This window comes from Leucobacter sp. BZR 635, assembly GCF_048061935.2.
GTDB lineage: Bacteria > Actinomycetota > Actinomycetes > Actinomycetales > Microbacteriaceae > Leucobacter.
Genome location: NZ_JBLUNZ020000037.1, coordinates 25,248 through 42,475, shown reverse-complemented (window position 1 = coordinate 42,475; position 17,228 = coordinate 25,248). Strand labels below are relative to the sequence as shown.

At 67.3% G+C, this 17,228-nt stretch carries 11 protein-coding genes; 4 read left to right on the top strand and 7 right to left on the bottom strand.

What is annotated here, in order from left to right:
- Positions 1 to 2,242: DEAD/DEAH box helicase (locus ACI1US_RS07580; RefSeq protein WP_461639463.1), on the bottom strand; the 2,242-nt coding region annotated here is incomplete at its 3' end.
- Between the two features lie 242 nt (positions 2,243 to 2,484).
- Here ACI1US_RS07580 and cyoE point away from each other — a divergent pair.
- Positions 2,485 to 3,552, top strand: a complete 1,068-nt coding sequence (cyoE, locus tag ACI1US_RS07575; protein WP_461639461.1) for a heme o synthase — start codon at positions 2,485 to 2,487, stop codon at positions 3,550 to 3,552.
- Between the two features lie 105 nt (positions 3,553 to 3,657).
- Complete coding sequence (locus ACI1US_RS07570; RefSeq protein ID WP_461639459.1) at positions 3,658 to 4,578, top strand: NAD-dependent epimerase/dehydratase family protein; 921 nt, start codon at positions 3,658 to 3,660, stop codon at positions 4,576 to 4,578.
- A 33-nt stretch (positions 4,579 to 4,611) separates the two neighbouring features.
- Here ACI1US_RS07570 and ACI1US_RS07565 read toward each other — a convergent pair whose 3' ends face one another.
- The 3 genes from ACI1US_RS07565 to ACI1US_RS07555 form a co-directional block, all read right to left on the bottom strand.
- Positions 4,612 to 5,727 carry a magnesium and cobalt transport protein CorA gene (locus ACI1US_RS07565; RefSeq protein WP_461639457.1) on the bottom strand — a complete coding sequence of 372 codons (1,116 nt, stop codon included), beginning with the start codon at positions 5,725 to 5,727 and terminating at the stop codon, positions 4,612 to 4,614.
- A gap of 158 nt (positions 5,728 to 5,885) precedes the next feature.
- The gene (locus tag ACI1US_RS07560) at positions 5,886 to 9,716 is read right to left on the bottom strand and encodes a DUF7927 domain-containing protein (RefSeq protein WP_461639455.1); all 3,831 of its coding nucleotides are present in this window, start codon (positions 9,714 to 9,716) and stop codon (positions 5,886 to 5,888) included.
- A gap of 38 nt (positions 9,717 to 9,754) precedes the next feature.
- Positions 9,755 to 10,723, bottom strand: a complete 969-nt coding sequence (locus ACI1US_RS07555; protein ID WP_461639453.1) for an SUMF1/EgtB/PvdO family nonheme iron enzyme — start codon at positions 10,721 to 10,723, stop codon at positions 9,755 to 9,757.
- A gap of 234 nt (positions 10,724 to 10,957) precedes the next feature.
- Here ACI1US_RS07555 and ACI1US_RS07550 point away from each other — a divergent pair, with 234 nt between their 5' ends.
- The gene (locus ACI1US_RS07550; protein ID WP_461639451.1) at positions 10,958 to 13,324 is read left to right on the top strand and encodes an arylsulfatase; all 2,367 of its coding nucleotides are present in this window, start codon (positions 10,958 to 10,960) and stop codon (positions 13,322 to 13,324) included.
- A gap of 151 nt (positions 13,325 to 13,475) precedes the next feature.
- Positions 13,476 to 14,285, top strand: a complete 810-nt coding sequence (locus ACI1US_RS07545) for a helix-turn-helix transcriptional regulator (protein ID WP_461639450.1) — start codon at positions 13,476 to 13,478, stop codon at positions 14,283 to 14,285.
- Here ACI1US_RS07545 and ACI1US_RS07540 read toward each other — a convergent pair.
- The 3 genes from ACI1US_RS07540 to ACI1US_RS07530 are packed head-to-tail and all read right to left on the bottom strand — an operon-like array spanning position 14,189 to position 17,204.
- Positions 14,189 to 15,055 carry an ABC transporter ATP-binding protein gene (locus ACI1US_RS07540; protein WP_461639448.1) on the bottom strand — a complete coding sequence of 289 codons (867 nt, stop codon included), beginning with the start codon at positions 15,053 to 15,055 and terminating at the stop codon, positions 14,189 to 14,191. The genes ACI1US_RS07545 and ACI1US_RS07540 overlap by 97 nt on opposite strands.
- Before the next feature lie 29 nt (positions 15,056 to 15,084).
- Entirely contained in the window at positions 15,085 to 16,164 is a 1,080-nt protein-coding gene (locus ACI1US_RS07535; RefSeq protein WP_461639446.1) for a FecCD family ABC transporter permease, read from the bottom strand.
- Positions 16,161 to 17,204 carry a FecCD family ABC transporter permease gene (locus ACI1US_RS07530; protein WP_461639444.1) on the bottom strand — a complete coding sequence of 348 codons (1,044 nt, stop codon included), beginning with the start codon at positions 17,202 to 17,204 and terminating at the stop codon, positions 16,161 to 16,163. Before ACI1US_RS07530 ends, ACI1US_RS07535 begins: the two co-directional genes overlap by 4 nt.
- Positions 17,205 to 17,228: the final 24 nt, after the last annotated feature.

Here is a 17,228-nt window from a genome sequence, read left to right as displayed (position 1 = left end):
CCGGCGCCGGCCGCTCAATCGAGCGCACGTACTCCTCTTCAAACCTGCGCGCTGACGGAAACAGGCCCGGCGCGACGATGCGGCAGAGCGCGTGCAGCTCCCGCAGCGAGTTTTCAATCGGCGTCCCCGTCACCGCGAGCTTCCAGCGGATGGGGATCTCCGTTGCGAGCTCGTTGCCCCGGGAGGCGCCGTTTTTCACGAACTGCGCCTCATCGAGGATGAGTCCGGCGAATCCCAGCGCCGGATCGGCCGCGACCGCCCGGTACTGCTCAGCGTCGAGGCGGAACAGTGCGTAGCTCGTCACCACGATGTCGGCCTCGCGCGCGTCTGCCTCGACGCTCCTGCCCGAGGAGGCTGCGGTGGCAGTTCTCACCCGCACCCGCAGGCCGGGGGCGAAGCGGGCAGCCTCCGCAGCCCAGTTGCTCATCACCGAGGTCGGCGCGACGACGAGGAACGGCGGCAAGGTCGCGTCGCCCTCGCGGGCGTGTGCGATGAGGGCGAGGCACTGCAGGGTTTTTCCGAGCCCCATATCGTCGGCGAGGATCCCACCCAGGCGGTTGCGCCAGAGGAACGCGAGCCAGTGGAAGCCCTCGCGCTGATAGTCGCGGAGCTCGGCCGTGAGCCCCTCGGGAATCGCCACGGGATCAGGGCGCTCAGCCCCGACCTCCCTGACGAGCTGCCGCCACTCGACGGCAGCGTTCGATTCGTCCGCGAGATCCTCAAACTCGCTCCACAGCGCAACCTGGTGGCGGTGGAGCCGGATCCCCGTCTGCCACTCGTCGAGATCCGCTGCCTCAGCGATGAGCTCGGCGAGCGGTTGCAGCGACGGGTGGGTGAGACTCAAGAACGTGTGGTCGACGAGCAGGAGCTTCTTTTTGCCCTGGGCGAGCGCGCGGAACAGCGGCCCGAAGGGCACGGTCTTCTCCCCCACCGTGACGAGCACGCCGAGGTCAAACCAGTCGGCCTGTTCGCTCGGCAGCGTCGTCACCTTGAGGTGCGGCACCCCATGCAGCTCTGCATACGCTGGCGGCGCACCCGAGATGCGCACCTCGATGCCCGGGAGCAGTTGCAGCGCAGGCACCACGTTCGCGAGAAACGCCGCCGCGTCAACCCCGCGCAGCTCGAGGCCGGCGGGCAGCAGGTCTTCGAGCCAGGGTTCAGGGATCCGCTCGACCCCGACAAGCTCAGGCGGCAGCAGCTCCGCAAGCGCGGGCTCGTACGCCCCGGAGGCGCCCTCGTGGGTCCACCCCAGGTCGAGCCTGTGCCCGCTCCGCCACGCCGCTCGCAGCACGATCAGTGCGGGATCCGGCTCGGGCACCACCAGGGAGCCGTCTGCACTTTCGAGGGTGAACGCGGTGCGCAACTCGGCGACTCCTTCCCGAAGGAAGTTCTGGCGCTCGGCACCGGGAACCACGACAGGCGGCGCAGCCTGCGCAGCGGAGATCAGCGCGATCTCGGCCTGGCTCAGACCGTCGGGCACCGGGGCGAGCGTAACCACCCGCTCTGCGCCAGCACCCGCCGGGCTGCCGTCGGGGAGCAGGTAGAGCCCGTGAGTGCCGATCGCGCCGCCACCGCCAAGCCGCGCGGGCTCGCCGTCGATGCGGAGCACCGGCGTGAGCACGAGGCCGTCGTCCGGGCCTGCGGCGACCTCAAGCCGCAATTCGGCCGCGGCGTGCAGCCGCACCGGCGTTCGCCCGGACTGGCCGACGAGCGCGATCCCGAGCTCATCGGCCTGTGCGAGCATTGCCCAGAGCGCGGGACTGAGGAAGTCGTCGAGGAAGATCCAGTCGGGATCTTGCCCAAAGGTGATCGCCTCGGCAGCTCGGTGCAGCGCGTGCAACTGCCGAAACCAGCGCTGCTGCGACTCTTCGAGGCCGCGCCGGGCCCCGTGATGACCGATGTTGGCCCAGGTGAGCGAGGCGCGAGCCCACCCGCGTTCCGTGCGCAGCGCGGGCCGCACCCCGAGTCGGTACTCGCCGCTCACCGTGCGCCGCCCGGCCTTCACCGCTTGAGAGAGCGGCCCGTTCCAGTTCTCTGAAGATCGCGGCACGAGCTCACGCAGCTCGAACTGCAGGCCGAGTTGCGTGCGAGCCGTCGGCGCGACGTCGGCTTGCCCGGGTGCGGGATGCGTGAGGCCCGGGCCGCCGGAGGGAGCCGCCGCTTCGCCGGCCGTGCGCGGCGGCAACAGCGGCTTGACGTACCTCCGCCACCCCGCGGTATCGCCCTGCCCCTGAACACTCATGATGTCTCTCATCGTAGAAGCAACCGCGGACATTCAAATACACACCAACGAATCCACACCCCCATTTTTCGGTGCTGGCGAGTCAGCGAGCTTGCACACATCTTTGAGCGGGTATATTTGTATGGAAGACGTCTGCGGCCGATTGGCTACGGCGCCCGGCACCGCTGGCGCTGCAGACACGCCGCACCGCACGCGGCAAGCCTGAGCCGAACGGAGCTCAGGCCGAGAAAGGCCAGATCTGCATGCCCACGAGTGGGTTTCCCGAAGATAACCAGCAGGACCCGACCGCGCACGGCGCAGCTCGGGGAGACCGAGAGACCGCTGCACGTGAGAGTGCGACCGCACCGGAGTTCTCAGAACTCGCCGACGCGGCTGTCTTCTCTGAGCGAAGCCGCGGCACCGACGCGAAGATCGCCTCGCGCGCCGACGGTGACTCAGTGCGGGCGACGATTGCGCGCTACTACTCGCTGACGAAGCCCGGCGTGCTCTACGGCAATGTGCTGACCGCCGCTGCCGGTTTCCTGCTCGCCGCTGGCATCATCCGTGAGTTTGACGGTCTGCTGTTCCTCGCAACCGTGATCGGCACGACCCTTGTCATCGCCGCCGCCTGCGTGCTCAACAACGTGCTCGACCGCGACATCGACGACCGGATGGAGCGCACGAAGAAGCGCGCCACCGTCTCAGGCAGCATCAGCGTACGCAACGCAGTGGTCTTCTCCGTCGTGCTCTTCGTGCTCGGAAACGCGATCCTCATCGCTTGGACGAACTGGCTCGTCGTCGTGACTGGCCTCGCGGGGTTCTTCACCTACGTCGTGCTCTACGGCATGCTCTCGAAGCGCATGAGCGTGCACGGCACGCTCGTCGGCAGCATCTCAGGTGCCGCTCCCATCTTTGCGGGCTACGTCGCCGTGACCGGTGCCGTCGACGCCGCAGCAATCTTCGCCTTCCTCGCGATCTTCTTCTGGCAGATGCCCGAGTTCTACTCGATCGCCGTGTACCGCCGCGATGAGTACGCGCGCGCAGGCGTTCCCGTCATCACCGTCGTGCACGGGATCCCCGCGGCGAAGGTGCAGATCCTCATCTACACGATCGCCTACGTCATCTCCTCGCTCGCGCTCACTTTCCTCGGATACACCGGCTGGGTGTACGCGATCGTGATGGGTGTCGTCGGAGTCTGGTGGATCGTCATCGGCATCCAGGGTTTCCGCGCAAAGGACGACATCGCCTGGGCGCGCCGCATGTTCCGCTTCTCGCTGATCATCATCATGGCGTACAGCCTGATGATTGCGATCGGTCCACTGCTGCCGTAGCTTGGTGGTCGGCACCGCGTGTCGACTCCCCCGCGGCAGCATCCGGCCGGGTGCGTCGGAAGCGCCTTTGCGCACGTTGCGCGGTGCGCGGTGCCGGAGGGAAGTATGCGAGCCATCATCTTGGGCGGTACCGGTGCCATCGGTGGTGCCATCGCGAAGCGGCTGCTCGAGGCAGGCTGGGACGTCGATCTGAGCGGTCGCGATCCAGCTGCGATGCCCGATGAGCTGGCGGCAGCCGGCGCCCGCTTCCACAGGATCGCGCGCAGCGACACTGCCGGAATTGAGCGCCTCATCGGCACCGGTGCAGAGTTGCTCGTGGACCTCGTCGCCTTCAGCGCACACGATGTGCGCCAGCTGTTGCCGTCACTGAGCCTCGTCGCGGGCACCGTGCTCATCTCGAGCCGCGCCGTCTACGTCGACACAGCTGGGCGACACATCAACGGCGAGGACACGCCAAGATTTGCGGCTCCCGTGCCTGAGAGCGCACCCACCGTCTCCCCTGCGGGGGATGATGTCGACCCTTTCACGAGGGAGGGCTACGCTCCGAGCAAGGTCGCAGCAGAACTGGCAGCACTCGACTCGGGGCTGCCGATCACGGTGCTGGGTGCGGCAAAGGTGCACGGGAGATGGGCGAGGAACCCGCGCACGCGCGACACCGTCCGCGCGATGCAGGATCCCGCTTCGACCGTCTCGCTGGCCGCAGGGAGCACCGTCGACCATCTCGTCGCTGCGACCAACGCAGCCGCGCTCATCGAGGTTGTCGCGGGCCAGCCGGGTCGACGGATTCTCAATGCGGCGGATCCCGACGCTCCCACCGCAGAGGCGATCGTGCGCAGCATCGGCACCCGGCTCGGGTGGGCGGGGGAACTCGAACTCGTGGAGCGCGGCACGGGCCGCGGAGCACACCCATGGTCGACCCAGATGACCCTCGATATGTCTGCCGCAGCGGCCCTCGGCTACCGACCAGTCGCCGGTGCCCTGCCCCTCCTCGGGGAAGAGGTCGACTGGGTGCGAGAAGCGCTCTGACTGCGCGCGCAACCCTGCGACGACGCGCAGTAGCTACATCCACTTCTTCCGCTTAAAGACGATGTACAGCGTGGCGGCGAGGGCGACCATCGCGGCCACGGCGAGCGGGTAGCCGAGCGGCCAGTGCAGCTCGGGCATCACATCGAAGTTCATGCCGTAGACCGCGCCGATGAGCGTCGGGGCGAAGAGGATCGCCGCCCACCCGGATATCTTCTTCATGTCTTCGTTCTGTCGCTGCGCGACAAGGGTCGCGTTCACGCTGAGGATCTGGGTGAGTGCCTCGCGCAGCTCGTGCACCCTTGTCGTGACCCGCGTGAGGTGATCCGCGACGTCCTGCAGATACGCGCGAAGCGCCTCGGGGATTGCGTACCTGTCGAAGCCCGCTCGCAGCAATTCGAGTACATCCTGCAGCGACATGGTGGCGTGCTGCAGCTCGATCACCTCTTGGCTGAGCCGGTAGACACGCTCAGTCACCGCGGAGTCGCCGCTGAAGACCTGGCTCTCGATCTGTTCCTTATCGATCGCGAGGCCGCGCAGCACGGGCTGGTATCCATCGACGATGGCGTCGAGGAGTCGGTACAGGACAGCCTCCGGCCCGAGTTCGAGCAGCGGCCCGTCGTCGAGGAGTGTCGCGTCGCCCTGAGCTACGGTGTCGCGCGAGTTCTCGGGGAGTGCGTCGCCGTCGCCGCCGTCGATCCACCGCCCGTCCTGGCAGATCACTGAGATCGCGTTCGGCCGCAGCAGCACGTGAAATTCGGCGAAGTCGAGATCCTCTGCCTCGTCGAGGTAGCGGGCAGAGCGGACCACCAAGAACAGCACGTCGCCGTAGCGTTCAAGCTTCGGGCGCTGGCCCCCGTTTCTGAGATCCTCCACGAGCACCGGGTGGAGACCCCACGCGTCGGCGAGCTCAGTGATGTCGTCAACGTTGGGCCGCGGGAAGATACTCAGCGCCATGCGTTGGGGCGCGGCGTTCGCAAACGTCAGGGACTCAGCGATGCTCACGCCTTCGGGGGCCGGTGTCAGCGCCCCGTCGACAACGTAGCGGGTGCGCCGCGTGGCATCGATCGCTGCCACGGACTCGGCGACACTCCGCTGGCGCAGGCGAGCCGCCCGGCGCGGCTCAAACCTGGAGCCTTGACGATTTGGCACAGCTACCTCCTAGCGGCGACACGTAATTGCCCAAGCCTACCGCCGGGCGTGGACGGGTCAGACTGCGACCCGCACCAAGCGCGGAGCCGGCCCGCGCGGGAACGGATTACACCGTCCCGCACGAACCGGCTCACCGCGGCCCGGCCGCTCCGACTGCGTTACTCCTCAGTCGCTCCCGCCACGATGCCGCGGCGCGCGCGGCGAACGCTCATCGTCACTGCTGCGGCTCCGAGCAGCGCGACCGCGAGGGCCGCAAACACCAGCTGCTGCGGTGACGCCCCGCCGCTCGCTTCGAGCTCTCCCCCGCCGGCCGGCGGAGTCGTACCCGGCGTCGTCGGAGGATCCGTCGGGTCGGGGTTCGGCGTCTCACCGCCACCGCCAGCCTCGGCAATCGGGTGCGTCGTGCAGGTCGTCGAGTCTGCCGCGCACTCAGCGGGAACCTTGGACCCTGCGCGAAGCAGGAAGTTGTCCAGGCTCCTGGCGGGCTCGCCGGCCGGGGTGTCAGCCAGTACCTGCGCCGCGTAGGTCACCGTCGCAGTCTCCCCCGCGGGGAGCGCCCCGGTGATCGCGAGCTGCGACTGCTCGAGCCCCGCGGTAACGTCTCCGCCGGTAGCCGCGGGCTCACCCACCAGCTTGGCGTCGTCAAGGACCCCAGCGAGGTGATCCACCAGGGCGATCTCCGCCCCGAGCTTGCCTCGGTTCACTACGGTGACGGTGTAGCTGACGGTGTCGCCACCTGCAACTTCGGTGCCGGACTTCGGATCCGCCGTCTTCGCGAACGTCACGTCTTCGACCGTGTGCACGGTGCACATGTCGTTGTCGGGTTCGCAGGTTTCAGCCGCGGTCTCGCCCGCGGGCACGACCGCGTTCCGAAGCACATCGTCGCCTCGCTCACCAGCATCTGCCTTGACCGTGACCGTATAGGTCACCGTCGCTGACTTACCGCCCTCGAGCGCGCCACGCAGTTGCAGGACGCCGTCGACGACCACTGCCGTGAGATTCCCGTTGCCCGACAGCGTCGGGGGCCCGGTGAGCGTCGCATCATCGAGCAGCGCGGCGAGGTCGTCGTCGAACGCGAGCTCTCCGGTCACTGGCCCCGCGTTACGAACCGTCAGCGTGTATTCGAGCTCGTCGCCCGGATGCAGTGGCTCATCCTCAGCCTTCGATGCAGTCTTCGAAGCTTCGAACGCTGGAGCACGCAGCTCGCTGCCAACCCCCACGTAGGGTGACTCGACTGAGGGGACGTCCTTTCCGTCCGGGTCCACGCCTCCCGCAGCGGCTGAGTTCATCGCGGCCTGGGCCTCGCCGAACTCCGGCAGCGCTACAGAGATCAAGAACTCGACAGTGCTGCCGCCCGGCTCGGGAGCGTCCGCCGTGAAACGGAGCGCACGCACCTGGGAGGGATCGTCAGGTTGCGTCGCGCTCCAGTCGTCGATGCAGCTGCCTGGCGTGCCTCCTAGCTCGGGCCGGCATGGGTTGTCGGAGACGCTATACGCCGCGGTAAACCCTTCCGGCACAACCACGCTCTCGAAGGTCACTGGGAAGTCGGACTGGCGCGGAAGGCCGGCAAGCGCGCCCACGCTCCCCGAGTCGTTCGGGCCGGGGAGCAGGTCGTATACGACGACGTCACTGAGGTCCGTGGGCCCCGTGTTCGCCCAGGCGATCCGGTACTCGGCGGAACCGGATCCATCGCCGCTCACGCCAACAGTGCCGGGCACACCGTGCCACTGACCGTCGAGATCACCGCGAACGGACTTGGTGATGGCCTGTCCGGTGTTGTTGCCGGTCACCACGAGTGGCAACACCGCGTGACAAGCATCGTCGCTCTGCCCATCGACGAACACACCAGGCACTCCTTCTCGAAGCGCCTGCGGGACGAGCTTGTCGGTGGTGACCATCGATGTACACGAGGGGCTCTCATAACCCGCGAAGCCATGAAACACTTCGTAGTCGTAGATCCCGGGTGCCAGGCTCGTGGTGTCGACCCGCACCTGCCCACTCCGCTGACCCGGCATCGACGGGAACCGCACGAGCGTGCGGCCCGTGTCGGCATAGTTTGGGACCCGTTCGACGGCCTGGCCAGGCCACAGGCCGACACTAAATTCCAGCCCGGCGGGCAAGAGCAGCGCAATCGCCGCGGAGTCGCGGCGCTCATGCTCGGGCGCAGACCAGCGCGCGAACGATTCCAGGGTCACGTTCGTCTGGCCCTGACTCCAACCGGGAATTACGGGGCCGGCCTGAATCGGCGCGTGGAGCGCGCCAATAAAGAACTCGTTTGCACGCGTCTGCTTCGGCGAGATCTGCTCGGTGGGATCGTCGGCAGCCGTCACCGTGGACTCGGCACCGACGCGGAGCCACGTGCCGCTGTCGATGTCTGCGTCATCGGGCACGGTCGTCACTACCGTGAGCGTGTAGCTCGCGACCGGCGGTGACTGCGGCTGCGCCACGGGTAGGGCGAGGTTGATCGCTTCGACGCGCGTGACCTGACCGCCCCAGGGGGCGAGGGACACAGGATCCGTGCCCACCTGAATGGTCTCCGTGCTGCCGTCTGCGAGAGTCAGTACGACCTCCACATCGCCCGAGCCGCCCGCGGGATGCTCGATGGCGACGCTCTGAGGCGTGGTGGGGTAGGTCTCCGGGCTCGCACAGGTGCGCCCGGTTCCATCGACGCAGGGCATCACCAAGCTCAGCGAGCTCACGGTAGCGCGATGCTGAGCCTTCAGGGTCGCCGTCATGGTGACCGGCTTGTCGGCCTCCCCCTCAGGGGCGATGAAGTCCTCGCTCGACCCGACCGTCCCGCCGTTGGTCTCCACGTTCATGCTGAGCACGGATTCGAGCAGGTCGTCCGAAAGCACGGTGATGGTCGTGTCCAGGGTGTGGGCGAGGGGCTTGCTCTCGCCGATCAAGAAGGCAGAGGTCTCGCTGTGAAGGACCGGCTTGGCACCCGCCTGAGCGGTGTCCGCAAGCCGCAGCGTGATCCACTTCGCTTCCCCGCGGTGCTGCGTGACGTTCCAGCTCGCGGTGCGCGTCGCCGCATCGTACGATCCGTCGGTCGAGCCCTCCGGGAACGCTACGAACTCGACGTCAGTCGGGAGTTGCACACTGATGGTGAACGGCTTGGTGAGGTCCGCCCAAAGCTGATCCGACGAGCTCCCCGGCGTTCCCAGCACGCTCGCGCGGAGGCGGACGTCGAACTGGGTGCCCGGATGCAGCTCCGACTGGAGCATTCCGCCGACCGTCACGGCGTCATCCATTTGGAGCTTGCCGCTCGCCGTCACCCGGCTCGTCGCTGCGGCGGGGGCCGGGCTGGGATCCGCCCCTGCGGCGCGGATCGTGGGCAGGATCTCCCACTCCGTCCCGTTCGCGACGCGACCATTCGGGGGGCTGAGCTGGACGAGCACACTGCCACTCGCCCCGGCGGACAGAGGCGCGGCCAGCACGATCTGGCGCGGATTCTTCCCGATGTCCCAAGAACTCACGTCCGGGATGAGGCTCTGATCCTCGGAGACGAGGGCGGCCTTCCATTCGACCATGGGGATCGCGTCGGCCGCCAGGGTGGTCGTCTGAGTGAGGGGGACGTCGATCACCACGTCAGTGCAGTCGAGTCGCGTGCTCGTGCAGCTGAACTCCACGAGGTACTCGAACGTCTTGCTCACGCCCTGCTCTGCGGGGGTGCGCCGTTCGATTTGCACGGCGACTTCGGGAGCCGGCTCGGCGTCCACGTCTGCCACGTCGGTAGGCGCCAGAACCTCGGCAGGATCCAGCTCCTCGGCCGGTGGCTCTTCGGCCGGCGGCTGCCCGGCCGGCGGCAGCGCTTCGGCCGGCGGCTGCCCCTCCGTCACCAGCGCGATACCTGGCTCCTCGGCGGGCGCCTGATCGTCAGCGAACGCTGCCGGGCCCGAAAGCCCGCCGAAGATCAGCGCCGCGATTCCGACAGATGCGAGGAGGCGACTGGCACGATTTCTATGAATAAACCATTGTTTCCCCATAATTTGACCATAAGTCAACTACAGAGATTGGTCAATGTTTATAGAGACCTCCTCCTGGCCACTCGGAATCCAATGTGCGTTGTTGCTGAGTCTTCCTCCTGCGGCGACCGGGCGGCGGGTCGATATCGGAGGCAATACTCCGGAGCGCAGAGATGCGAGCCGCCCTTCAGCACACGCTGCGTGACGGTAGGGGCCGCCGCTCCCCCGGAGGGATTCGCAGCAGAGCCGCCTGCGCCGCATCCGCACCCTGCTGGCAGCGGTCCCCCAGAAGCGAGATCCACCCCCGCGTTCTCCGTCTCGTGCCGCGGCGCATAGCGGTCCGCGCTCCACTCCCAGACATTCCCAATGCAGTCATAGAGCCCGTACTCATTGGCGGGAAAGGAAGCGACGGGGCTCGTCCCGCGCCACCCGAGTGCCCCGTCATTGCGATACGGGAATTTGCCTCGCCACGTATTTGCCACGATGTCGCCGCCCGGGTCACGCTCAGCGCCCCACGCAAATGGATTGGGCGTGGAGCCTCCGCACGCGGCAAACTCCAGCTCGGCCTCGGTGGGCAGCCGGCCACCGGCCCACGCGGCGAAGGCACTCGCGTCTGCGTACGCAATCTGCACGACCGGGTGATCCTCAATCCCCGATACCGAACTGCCGGGGCCCGCCGGGCTCGACCAGCACGCCCCGGGAACCCACCGCCACCACTGCTGCCAGTCCTGCAGGTCGACGGGACCCGCGGTGGGAACAAACACCAGCGAGCCGGGGATCCGAGCGGCCGCGTCGAGGTGTGGGTACTCCTCCGCCGAGAGGGGGCGCTCTGCTACGGTCACGTAGCCCGTTGCGGCGACGAACCGCGCAAACTGACGGTTCGTCACCGGTGTTGCGGTGAGCTCGAACGCTCCGACGGTTCGCTCGTGACGCGGGCTCTCATCTGGGTAGAAATCGTCTGAACCCATGAGGAAGGCACCCCCGTCCACTGACACCCACGTAAGGTCGGGAGCAAGTTCATCGCGCATAGTTCTACCTCTAGTTCTATCAAGAGTTCCATCACGGCTTGGAGCCGCCAAGCGGAGTGCCAGGCCCGTCCGATCGCACACCAGGAAGAGAGGTGCCGACCGGGCTCATCAGCGATTGATGATTACCGCGAGAAAAGGCCGCCCAGCGACAGGTCGATCTTATGCTGAAGTTGGGATGCTCACTGCACGCACCCCGCCGACCAGCCAGCGCACGCACAGCCCGGGAGAACACCAATGACTGCTCCGTTTGAACCCGAAACTCGCACGATCCTGCCCGTCCCCGACCGACCACACGTCGGCATCACGACGTACGACGCCAAGGATCCCGACAACGTCATCCCGCCCTTTTCTCGCTTGCGGCCGCCCGCCGGGGCGCCGAACGTGATCATCGCGCTCATCGACGACGTCGGGTTCGGTGCCTCGTCGGCATTTGGCGGGCCGGTGAACACCCCAACGGCCGAGCGGCTGGCCGGCGAGGGCCTGCGCTACACGAGGTTCCACACGACCGCGCTCTGCGCCCCCACCCGAGCCGCGCTGCTCTCGGGCCGCAATCATCATTCGGTGGGGATGGGGAACATCACCGAGATGGCGACCGGCGCCCCCGGCTACAACGGCGTACGATCCAACGCGAAGGCAACGCTCCCCGAAACGCTGAAGCTCAACGGCTACGCGACCGCACAGTTCGGCAAGTGCCACGAGGTTCCGCCGTGGGAGACCAGCGCGGCCGGCCCCTTTGACCGATGGCCCACCCAGTCCGGCTTCGAGCACTTTTACGGCTTCATCGCCGGCGAAACCCACCAGTACTACCCGGCGCTCTACAACGACACGACTCCCATCGAACCTCCGCGGACGCCCGAGGAGGGCTACCACCTCACCGAGGATCTCGCCGACCGGGCGATCGGCTGGATGCGGCAGTCCACGGCGCTGCAGCCGGACCGCCCGTTCTTCATGTACTGGGCTCCCGGAGCTACGCACGCGCCCCACCACGTCCCCAACGAGTGGTCGGACAAGTACAAGGGCAAGTTTGCGGAGGGCTGGGACGCGCTCCGCGAGCAGACGCTCGCTCGCCAGCTCGAGCTCGGAGTCGTGCCTCCGGGAACCGAGCTCACCGAGCGGCACGACGAGATCCCCTCGTGGGACGCGATGGACGACTCGCTCAAGCCCGTGCTCGAGCGCGAGATGGAGGTCTACGCCGGATTCCTCGAGCACACCGACCACCACTTCGGGCGCGTCATTGACGCGGTCGACGCGCTGGGCCTGCTCGAAAACACGCTCGTGCTCTACATCATCGGCGATAACGGCGCGTCAGCGGAGGGAACGCTTCGCGGATCCTTCAGCGAGGGCCTAAACTTCAACGGGCTCGGCCACCTCGAAACCGACGAGTTTCTCAGCTCACGCATCGACGACTTCGGCACCCCTGCGGCCTACAACCACTACGCGGTCGGGTGGGCGCACGCCATGTCCACGCCGTTCCAGTGGACGAAACAGGTCGCCTCGCACTTCGGTGGCACGCGCAACGGCACCATCGCGCACTGGCCGGGCGGGATCGAATCCCGCGGCCAGATCCGTAACCAGTTCACCCACGTCATCGACGTCGCAGCCACGATCCTCGATGTCGCGGGCATCCCCGAACCGGTCCAGGTGCACGGGGTCACGCAGTCCCCGCTCGAGGGCAAGAGCTTTGCGGCGAGCTTCGCGAGCGTCGATGCGCCCGAGCATCGCGAGACGCAGTACTTCGAGATGTTCGGCAATCGCGGTATCTACCACAAGGGCTGGACGGCAGTCACGAAGCACCGCACCCCGTGGGAACTCACGGGCGCGGCACCGCTCGCCTTCGACGACGACATCTGGGAGCTGTACGACACGACCGCGGACTGGAGCCAGTCCCGGGATCTCTCGCAGGAGCATCCCGAGAAGCTCCACGAGCTCCAGCGCCTGTGGCTCATCGAGGCGACGAAGCACAACGTGCTGCCCCTCGACGACCGCGGCACGGAGCGCATGGACGCGGAGATCGCAGGCCGCCCGCAACTCATCACCGGGGACACCCAGATCCTCTTCCCCGGCATGGGTCGCCTCGGCGAGAACGCGGTGCTGAACATCAAGAACCGCTCATTCAACGTCACGGCACAGGTCGACGTCTCCGGCGATCCTGCCGAGGGCGTCCTCCTCAGCCAGGGCGGCTACCTGGGTGGCTGGTCCTTCTACGTCGACGGGGGCAAGCTGAAGTTTGCCTACAACTTCGTGGGGCTGTCCACCACGGCCATCACCTCCGGCGACCTGATCCCCCACGGCGCACGGCAGCTCCGCGCCGAGTTTGCGTACGACGGCGGCGGCTTCGGCAAGGGCGGTGAGCTGACGCTGTTCGTTGACGGGGTCTCCGTCGGCAGCGGCCGCATCGATGCCACCCAACCCATCGTCTTCTCCGCGGACGAGTCGAGCGACGTCGGCACCACGACAGGCACGCCAGTGACCACCGATCGCGGCGCTGGCCGCTCATTCACCGGCTCCGTCGAGTGGATCCGGATCGACATCGGAGCAGACGACCACAGCCACCTGATCCCGCTGGAGGACGCAGTCCGCTCGGCAATCGGGCGGCAGTAACAGCCGGATGAGTTCGTCTCGCTCGTTGCGTAGTCCGCGTCACTCGAGCTGTCGAGGCGTCACGGAGGCAAGGTTAGGTTAGGCTAACCTTGCCTCCGGCGCAGCGGATGGCTCCCTCGTGCTGCGCCATCGCCGACAGAACGGAAGCGCAATGCACTCCCGAGCGGGCACTCCGGTCGCCCATACCGTCGATCTCCTGTTGCAGATTCCTGCCGTCACCGTGCCAGAGACCCGACATGACGACGTGCACATGGCCTTTTGGCAGCTGCGTGGCTCGACGCGCTTCACGCACCCCGGCCACGCGACCGAGGTACACGCGGGCGAGGTGCTCTGGCTCCCGGTCGGCACGCCGCACTCGCTCGACGTTCGAGCCGACTCCATTGTCTTTCCGTACTGGTTCCCCATCGACGAGACAGCGACGGTGCTGCACGAGCCAACTGTGGTCACCATCACCGAGCGTGACCAGAACTTCTTTCTTGCGCTGTATCAGAGCCGCAGCACGATCATCCGGCCGAGCGCGAACGTCCAACGCCAGGTGCTCTCCATTCTTGAGCGCGGCGCGACCTATTCGGAGGAGTTGCCGCTGCCGGCCAGCCCGACCGCGGCTGCCGTGGCTGAGGCGCTCCTGTTCAACCCCGGCGACGAGCGCCGCACCGCCGATTGGGCGTTCGAAGTACACACGAGCAGTCGCAGCCTTGAGCGTGCCTTCTTGAGCGAGACCGGATTGACGTTCAGCGAGTGGCGGCTGCGTGCGCGGATGCAGTTGGCCGCGCGGTTACTTCGCTCTGGTGCCGCAGTCGCTTCGGTCACGTTCCGCGTGGGCTATCAACACCCAAACAGCTTTGCGCGCGCGTTCCGTGGATTCTATGGCGTCAGCCCGTCCGTCTTCGCAGTACTCCCCGAGGACGACGCCTCGGTACGCGGGTCAAGCGGGACGACCGTCGGCGTTCCGGTCACCTGATCAGGGAGCACCAGGCAGCGCAGACCGAACACGGTCTCAATGAGATCGGGCGTGATGATGTCTGCTGGGCGGCCCGTCGACACGATTGCACCGTCACGCATCACGATGAGATGGTCAGCATACCTGGCAGCCTGATTCAGGTCGTGCAGCACAGCGACGAGTGTTTTGCCGCTCTCGTGCAGCGTCCGGAACAGCTCAAGTAACTCGTACTGGTGTGCGATATCCAAGAAGGTGGTGGGCTCGTCGAGGAGCATGATCGAGGTCTGCTGCGCGAGGAGCATCGCCACCCACACCCGCTGCCGTTGCCCGCCTGAGAGCTCGTCGACGAGGTGCCCGGAGAGCGCAGTGAGGTTCGTCGCCGCGAGCGCGCCCTCGACGGCCGCTTGGTCGACCGCACGCCACTGCTGCAGCATCGACTGGTGCGGTGCGCGGCCGCGCGCGACAAGGTCTGCGACGCGGATCCCGTCTGGCGCGAACGAAGTCTGTGCCAACAACCCGAGTTCTCGCGCGACAGCCTTCGCCGGCATCGCACTGATCGACGTACCGTCGAGCAGGATTCGTCCGGCGCTCGGCGAGAGCACGCGTGCGAGCGCCCGCAACAGCGTCGATTTCCCGCACCCGTTCGGGCCGATAATCGCGGTGAATGATCCGCGCGGGATCCGCGTCGTGAGCTCGCGCGCGATGACTCGACGGTCGTAGCCGATGGTTGCGGCCTCGATGCGGAGGCGGTCTGGCGCCTCGGCTGGTGTGGGGACAGTGTTCGCGTCCATACGGTGCTTTCTGCTCGAGCGGAGTGGAGTCATGCGGAGCCGCCGCCCGCACGGCGGGCCTCGCGGATCAGGAGCCAAATGAGATACAGCCCGCCCAAGCAGACGGTGATGAGCCCCACTGGGATCGCGCGGTACGCCTGCGCGATGAGGACGGATGCGAGGTGCGCCGTCGCGAGCAGGGCAGCTCCCATCGCTGCGGCTGACAGCAGGCTCGTGCCAGCCGAGCGGGTGAGCCGCCTGGCAAGCTGTGGCGCAACCAGCGCGATGAAACCGATCGGGCCGGCGGCCGCAGTCACGAGCGCGGTCGTTGCCACGCCGAGCACGAGGAGTCCGAGCCTGGCGACGCCGACCCGCTGTCCCTGCGCGACTGCGACGTCGTCACCGAGCTCGAGCTGGCGCAGGCTCGCGGCGAGCACCACCGCTGCAACGCACAGCACCGCGGCGATCACGAGCGACGGCAGCAGGGTCCCCCACGACACCCTGGTGATCGAGCCAGCGCCCCAGAACCCCACCGCGATCGCGTCCGTGGAGTCAGAACGGGTGATGAGGAACGAATTCACCGAGCCAAGCACGGCAGACACCCCGATCCCCACGATGATGAGCCGGAACCCCTGGAAGCCGTTCCGGTACGCGAGCAGTGCGACCAATGACGCCGTCGCGAGCCCGCCGATGAGCGCGGCCGCGGCGAGGGCCCAAGCACTCGAACTGCCGAAGACGAGGATCGACAGCACGACAGCCGTGTACGAGCCGGCGTCGAACCCGATGATGTCGGGTGAGCCGAGTGGGTTGCGGGTGAGCGATTGGAAGATCGCGCCACCGATCCCGAGCAGCGCACCGAAGACGACGGCGGCCACGGCGACCGGAAGGCGCCACTCCATCACAATCATGCGGTGAAACTCGTCCCCTGCACCACGGACAACGGCAAGCACTTCGCCCGCCGTCAGCGGGAAGTCGCCGAAGCGGATCGCGAACGCGGCAACGAAGACGGCGACTGTGAGCAGTGCAGCCGACACGCCGGCCGTTCGCAACGGGATCCGCTGCGATAGCCACCTCGTGCGAATGACTCGCGTGCGGTAGCCGAAGTCCAATTGCTTCTTCGTTACGTTCACAGCCCACTCACCCTTCGCCCGCGCACGAGCGCGATCAACACCGGCGCGCCGAGGACGGCAGTCAAGACCCCCACCTCGACCTCCCCGGGGCGCGCGATGACGCGGCCAAGGACGTCCGCGAAGAGCACAAGCACCGGCGCCGCGAGCGCGGAGGTCGCGATGATCCACCGCTGATCCGGCCCGAACAGCCAGCGCGCGATGTGCGGCACCATGAGCCCCACGAACCCGATCCCGCCTGTGAGCGCGGTGCCGCCGCCAGCGAGCAGCGTGACCGCCACGATCACCAGTACCCGGGTGCGGATCACGCGAACACCGAGCGTCGCCGCCAAGTCGTCACCGAGTGCCATGGAGTTCAGCGCGCCGGAGACCAGCACCGCGATCAGCATGCCGACCAGTAGCATCGGCAGCACACTGAGGGTGTCGGCGAGGCCGGTACTCTCGATTGACCCAAGCCCCCACGTCCGCACTGCCCGGAACGTGTCGGGGTCGAGGAGGGAGAGGAACGTCGAAAAGCCGTTGAGCACGGCCCCGAGCGCCACTCCCGCGAGCACGAGCGTCACCGGAGAAGCCATTCCGCCGCCGACGGAACCGATGAGGTACACGAGCAGCGTTGCGGCCGCGGCTCCGAGGAACGCGAACCACACATACTGGCTCGCACCCGTGACCCCAAACACGCCGATCCCGATCGTGACCGCGAACCCGGCTCCAGCGTTCACGCCAAGGATCCCCGGATCTGCGATTGGATTGCGTGTGAGCGCCTGGATGAGCGCCCCGGCAACGCCGAACGCGGCCCCGACAAGGACGCCCGCGAGTGTGCGGGGCGCGCGAAGCTTCCAGACGATGCTGGCGGCTTCCGAGCCGTCGGGGCGCCAGATTGCAGCCCACGTCTCACCGACACTCAACGGGTTCGCGCCGAATGCGAGGCTCGCCATCACGGTGACGAGGAGCCCCGTGGCGATGATCACGGCACCAATCACGCGGCGCCGCGCGAGTGCGGTGCGCGGCCCGAAGCTGGCCGCGCACCGATTACGGATGGTCATGCCCGTTCGACTTCTCAACCGGCC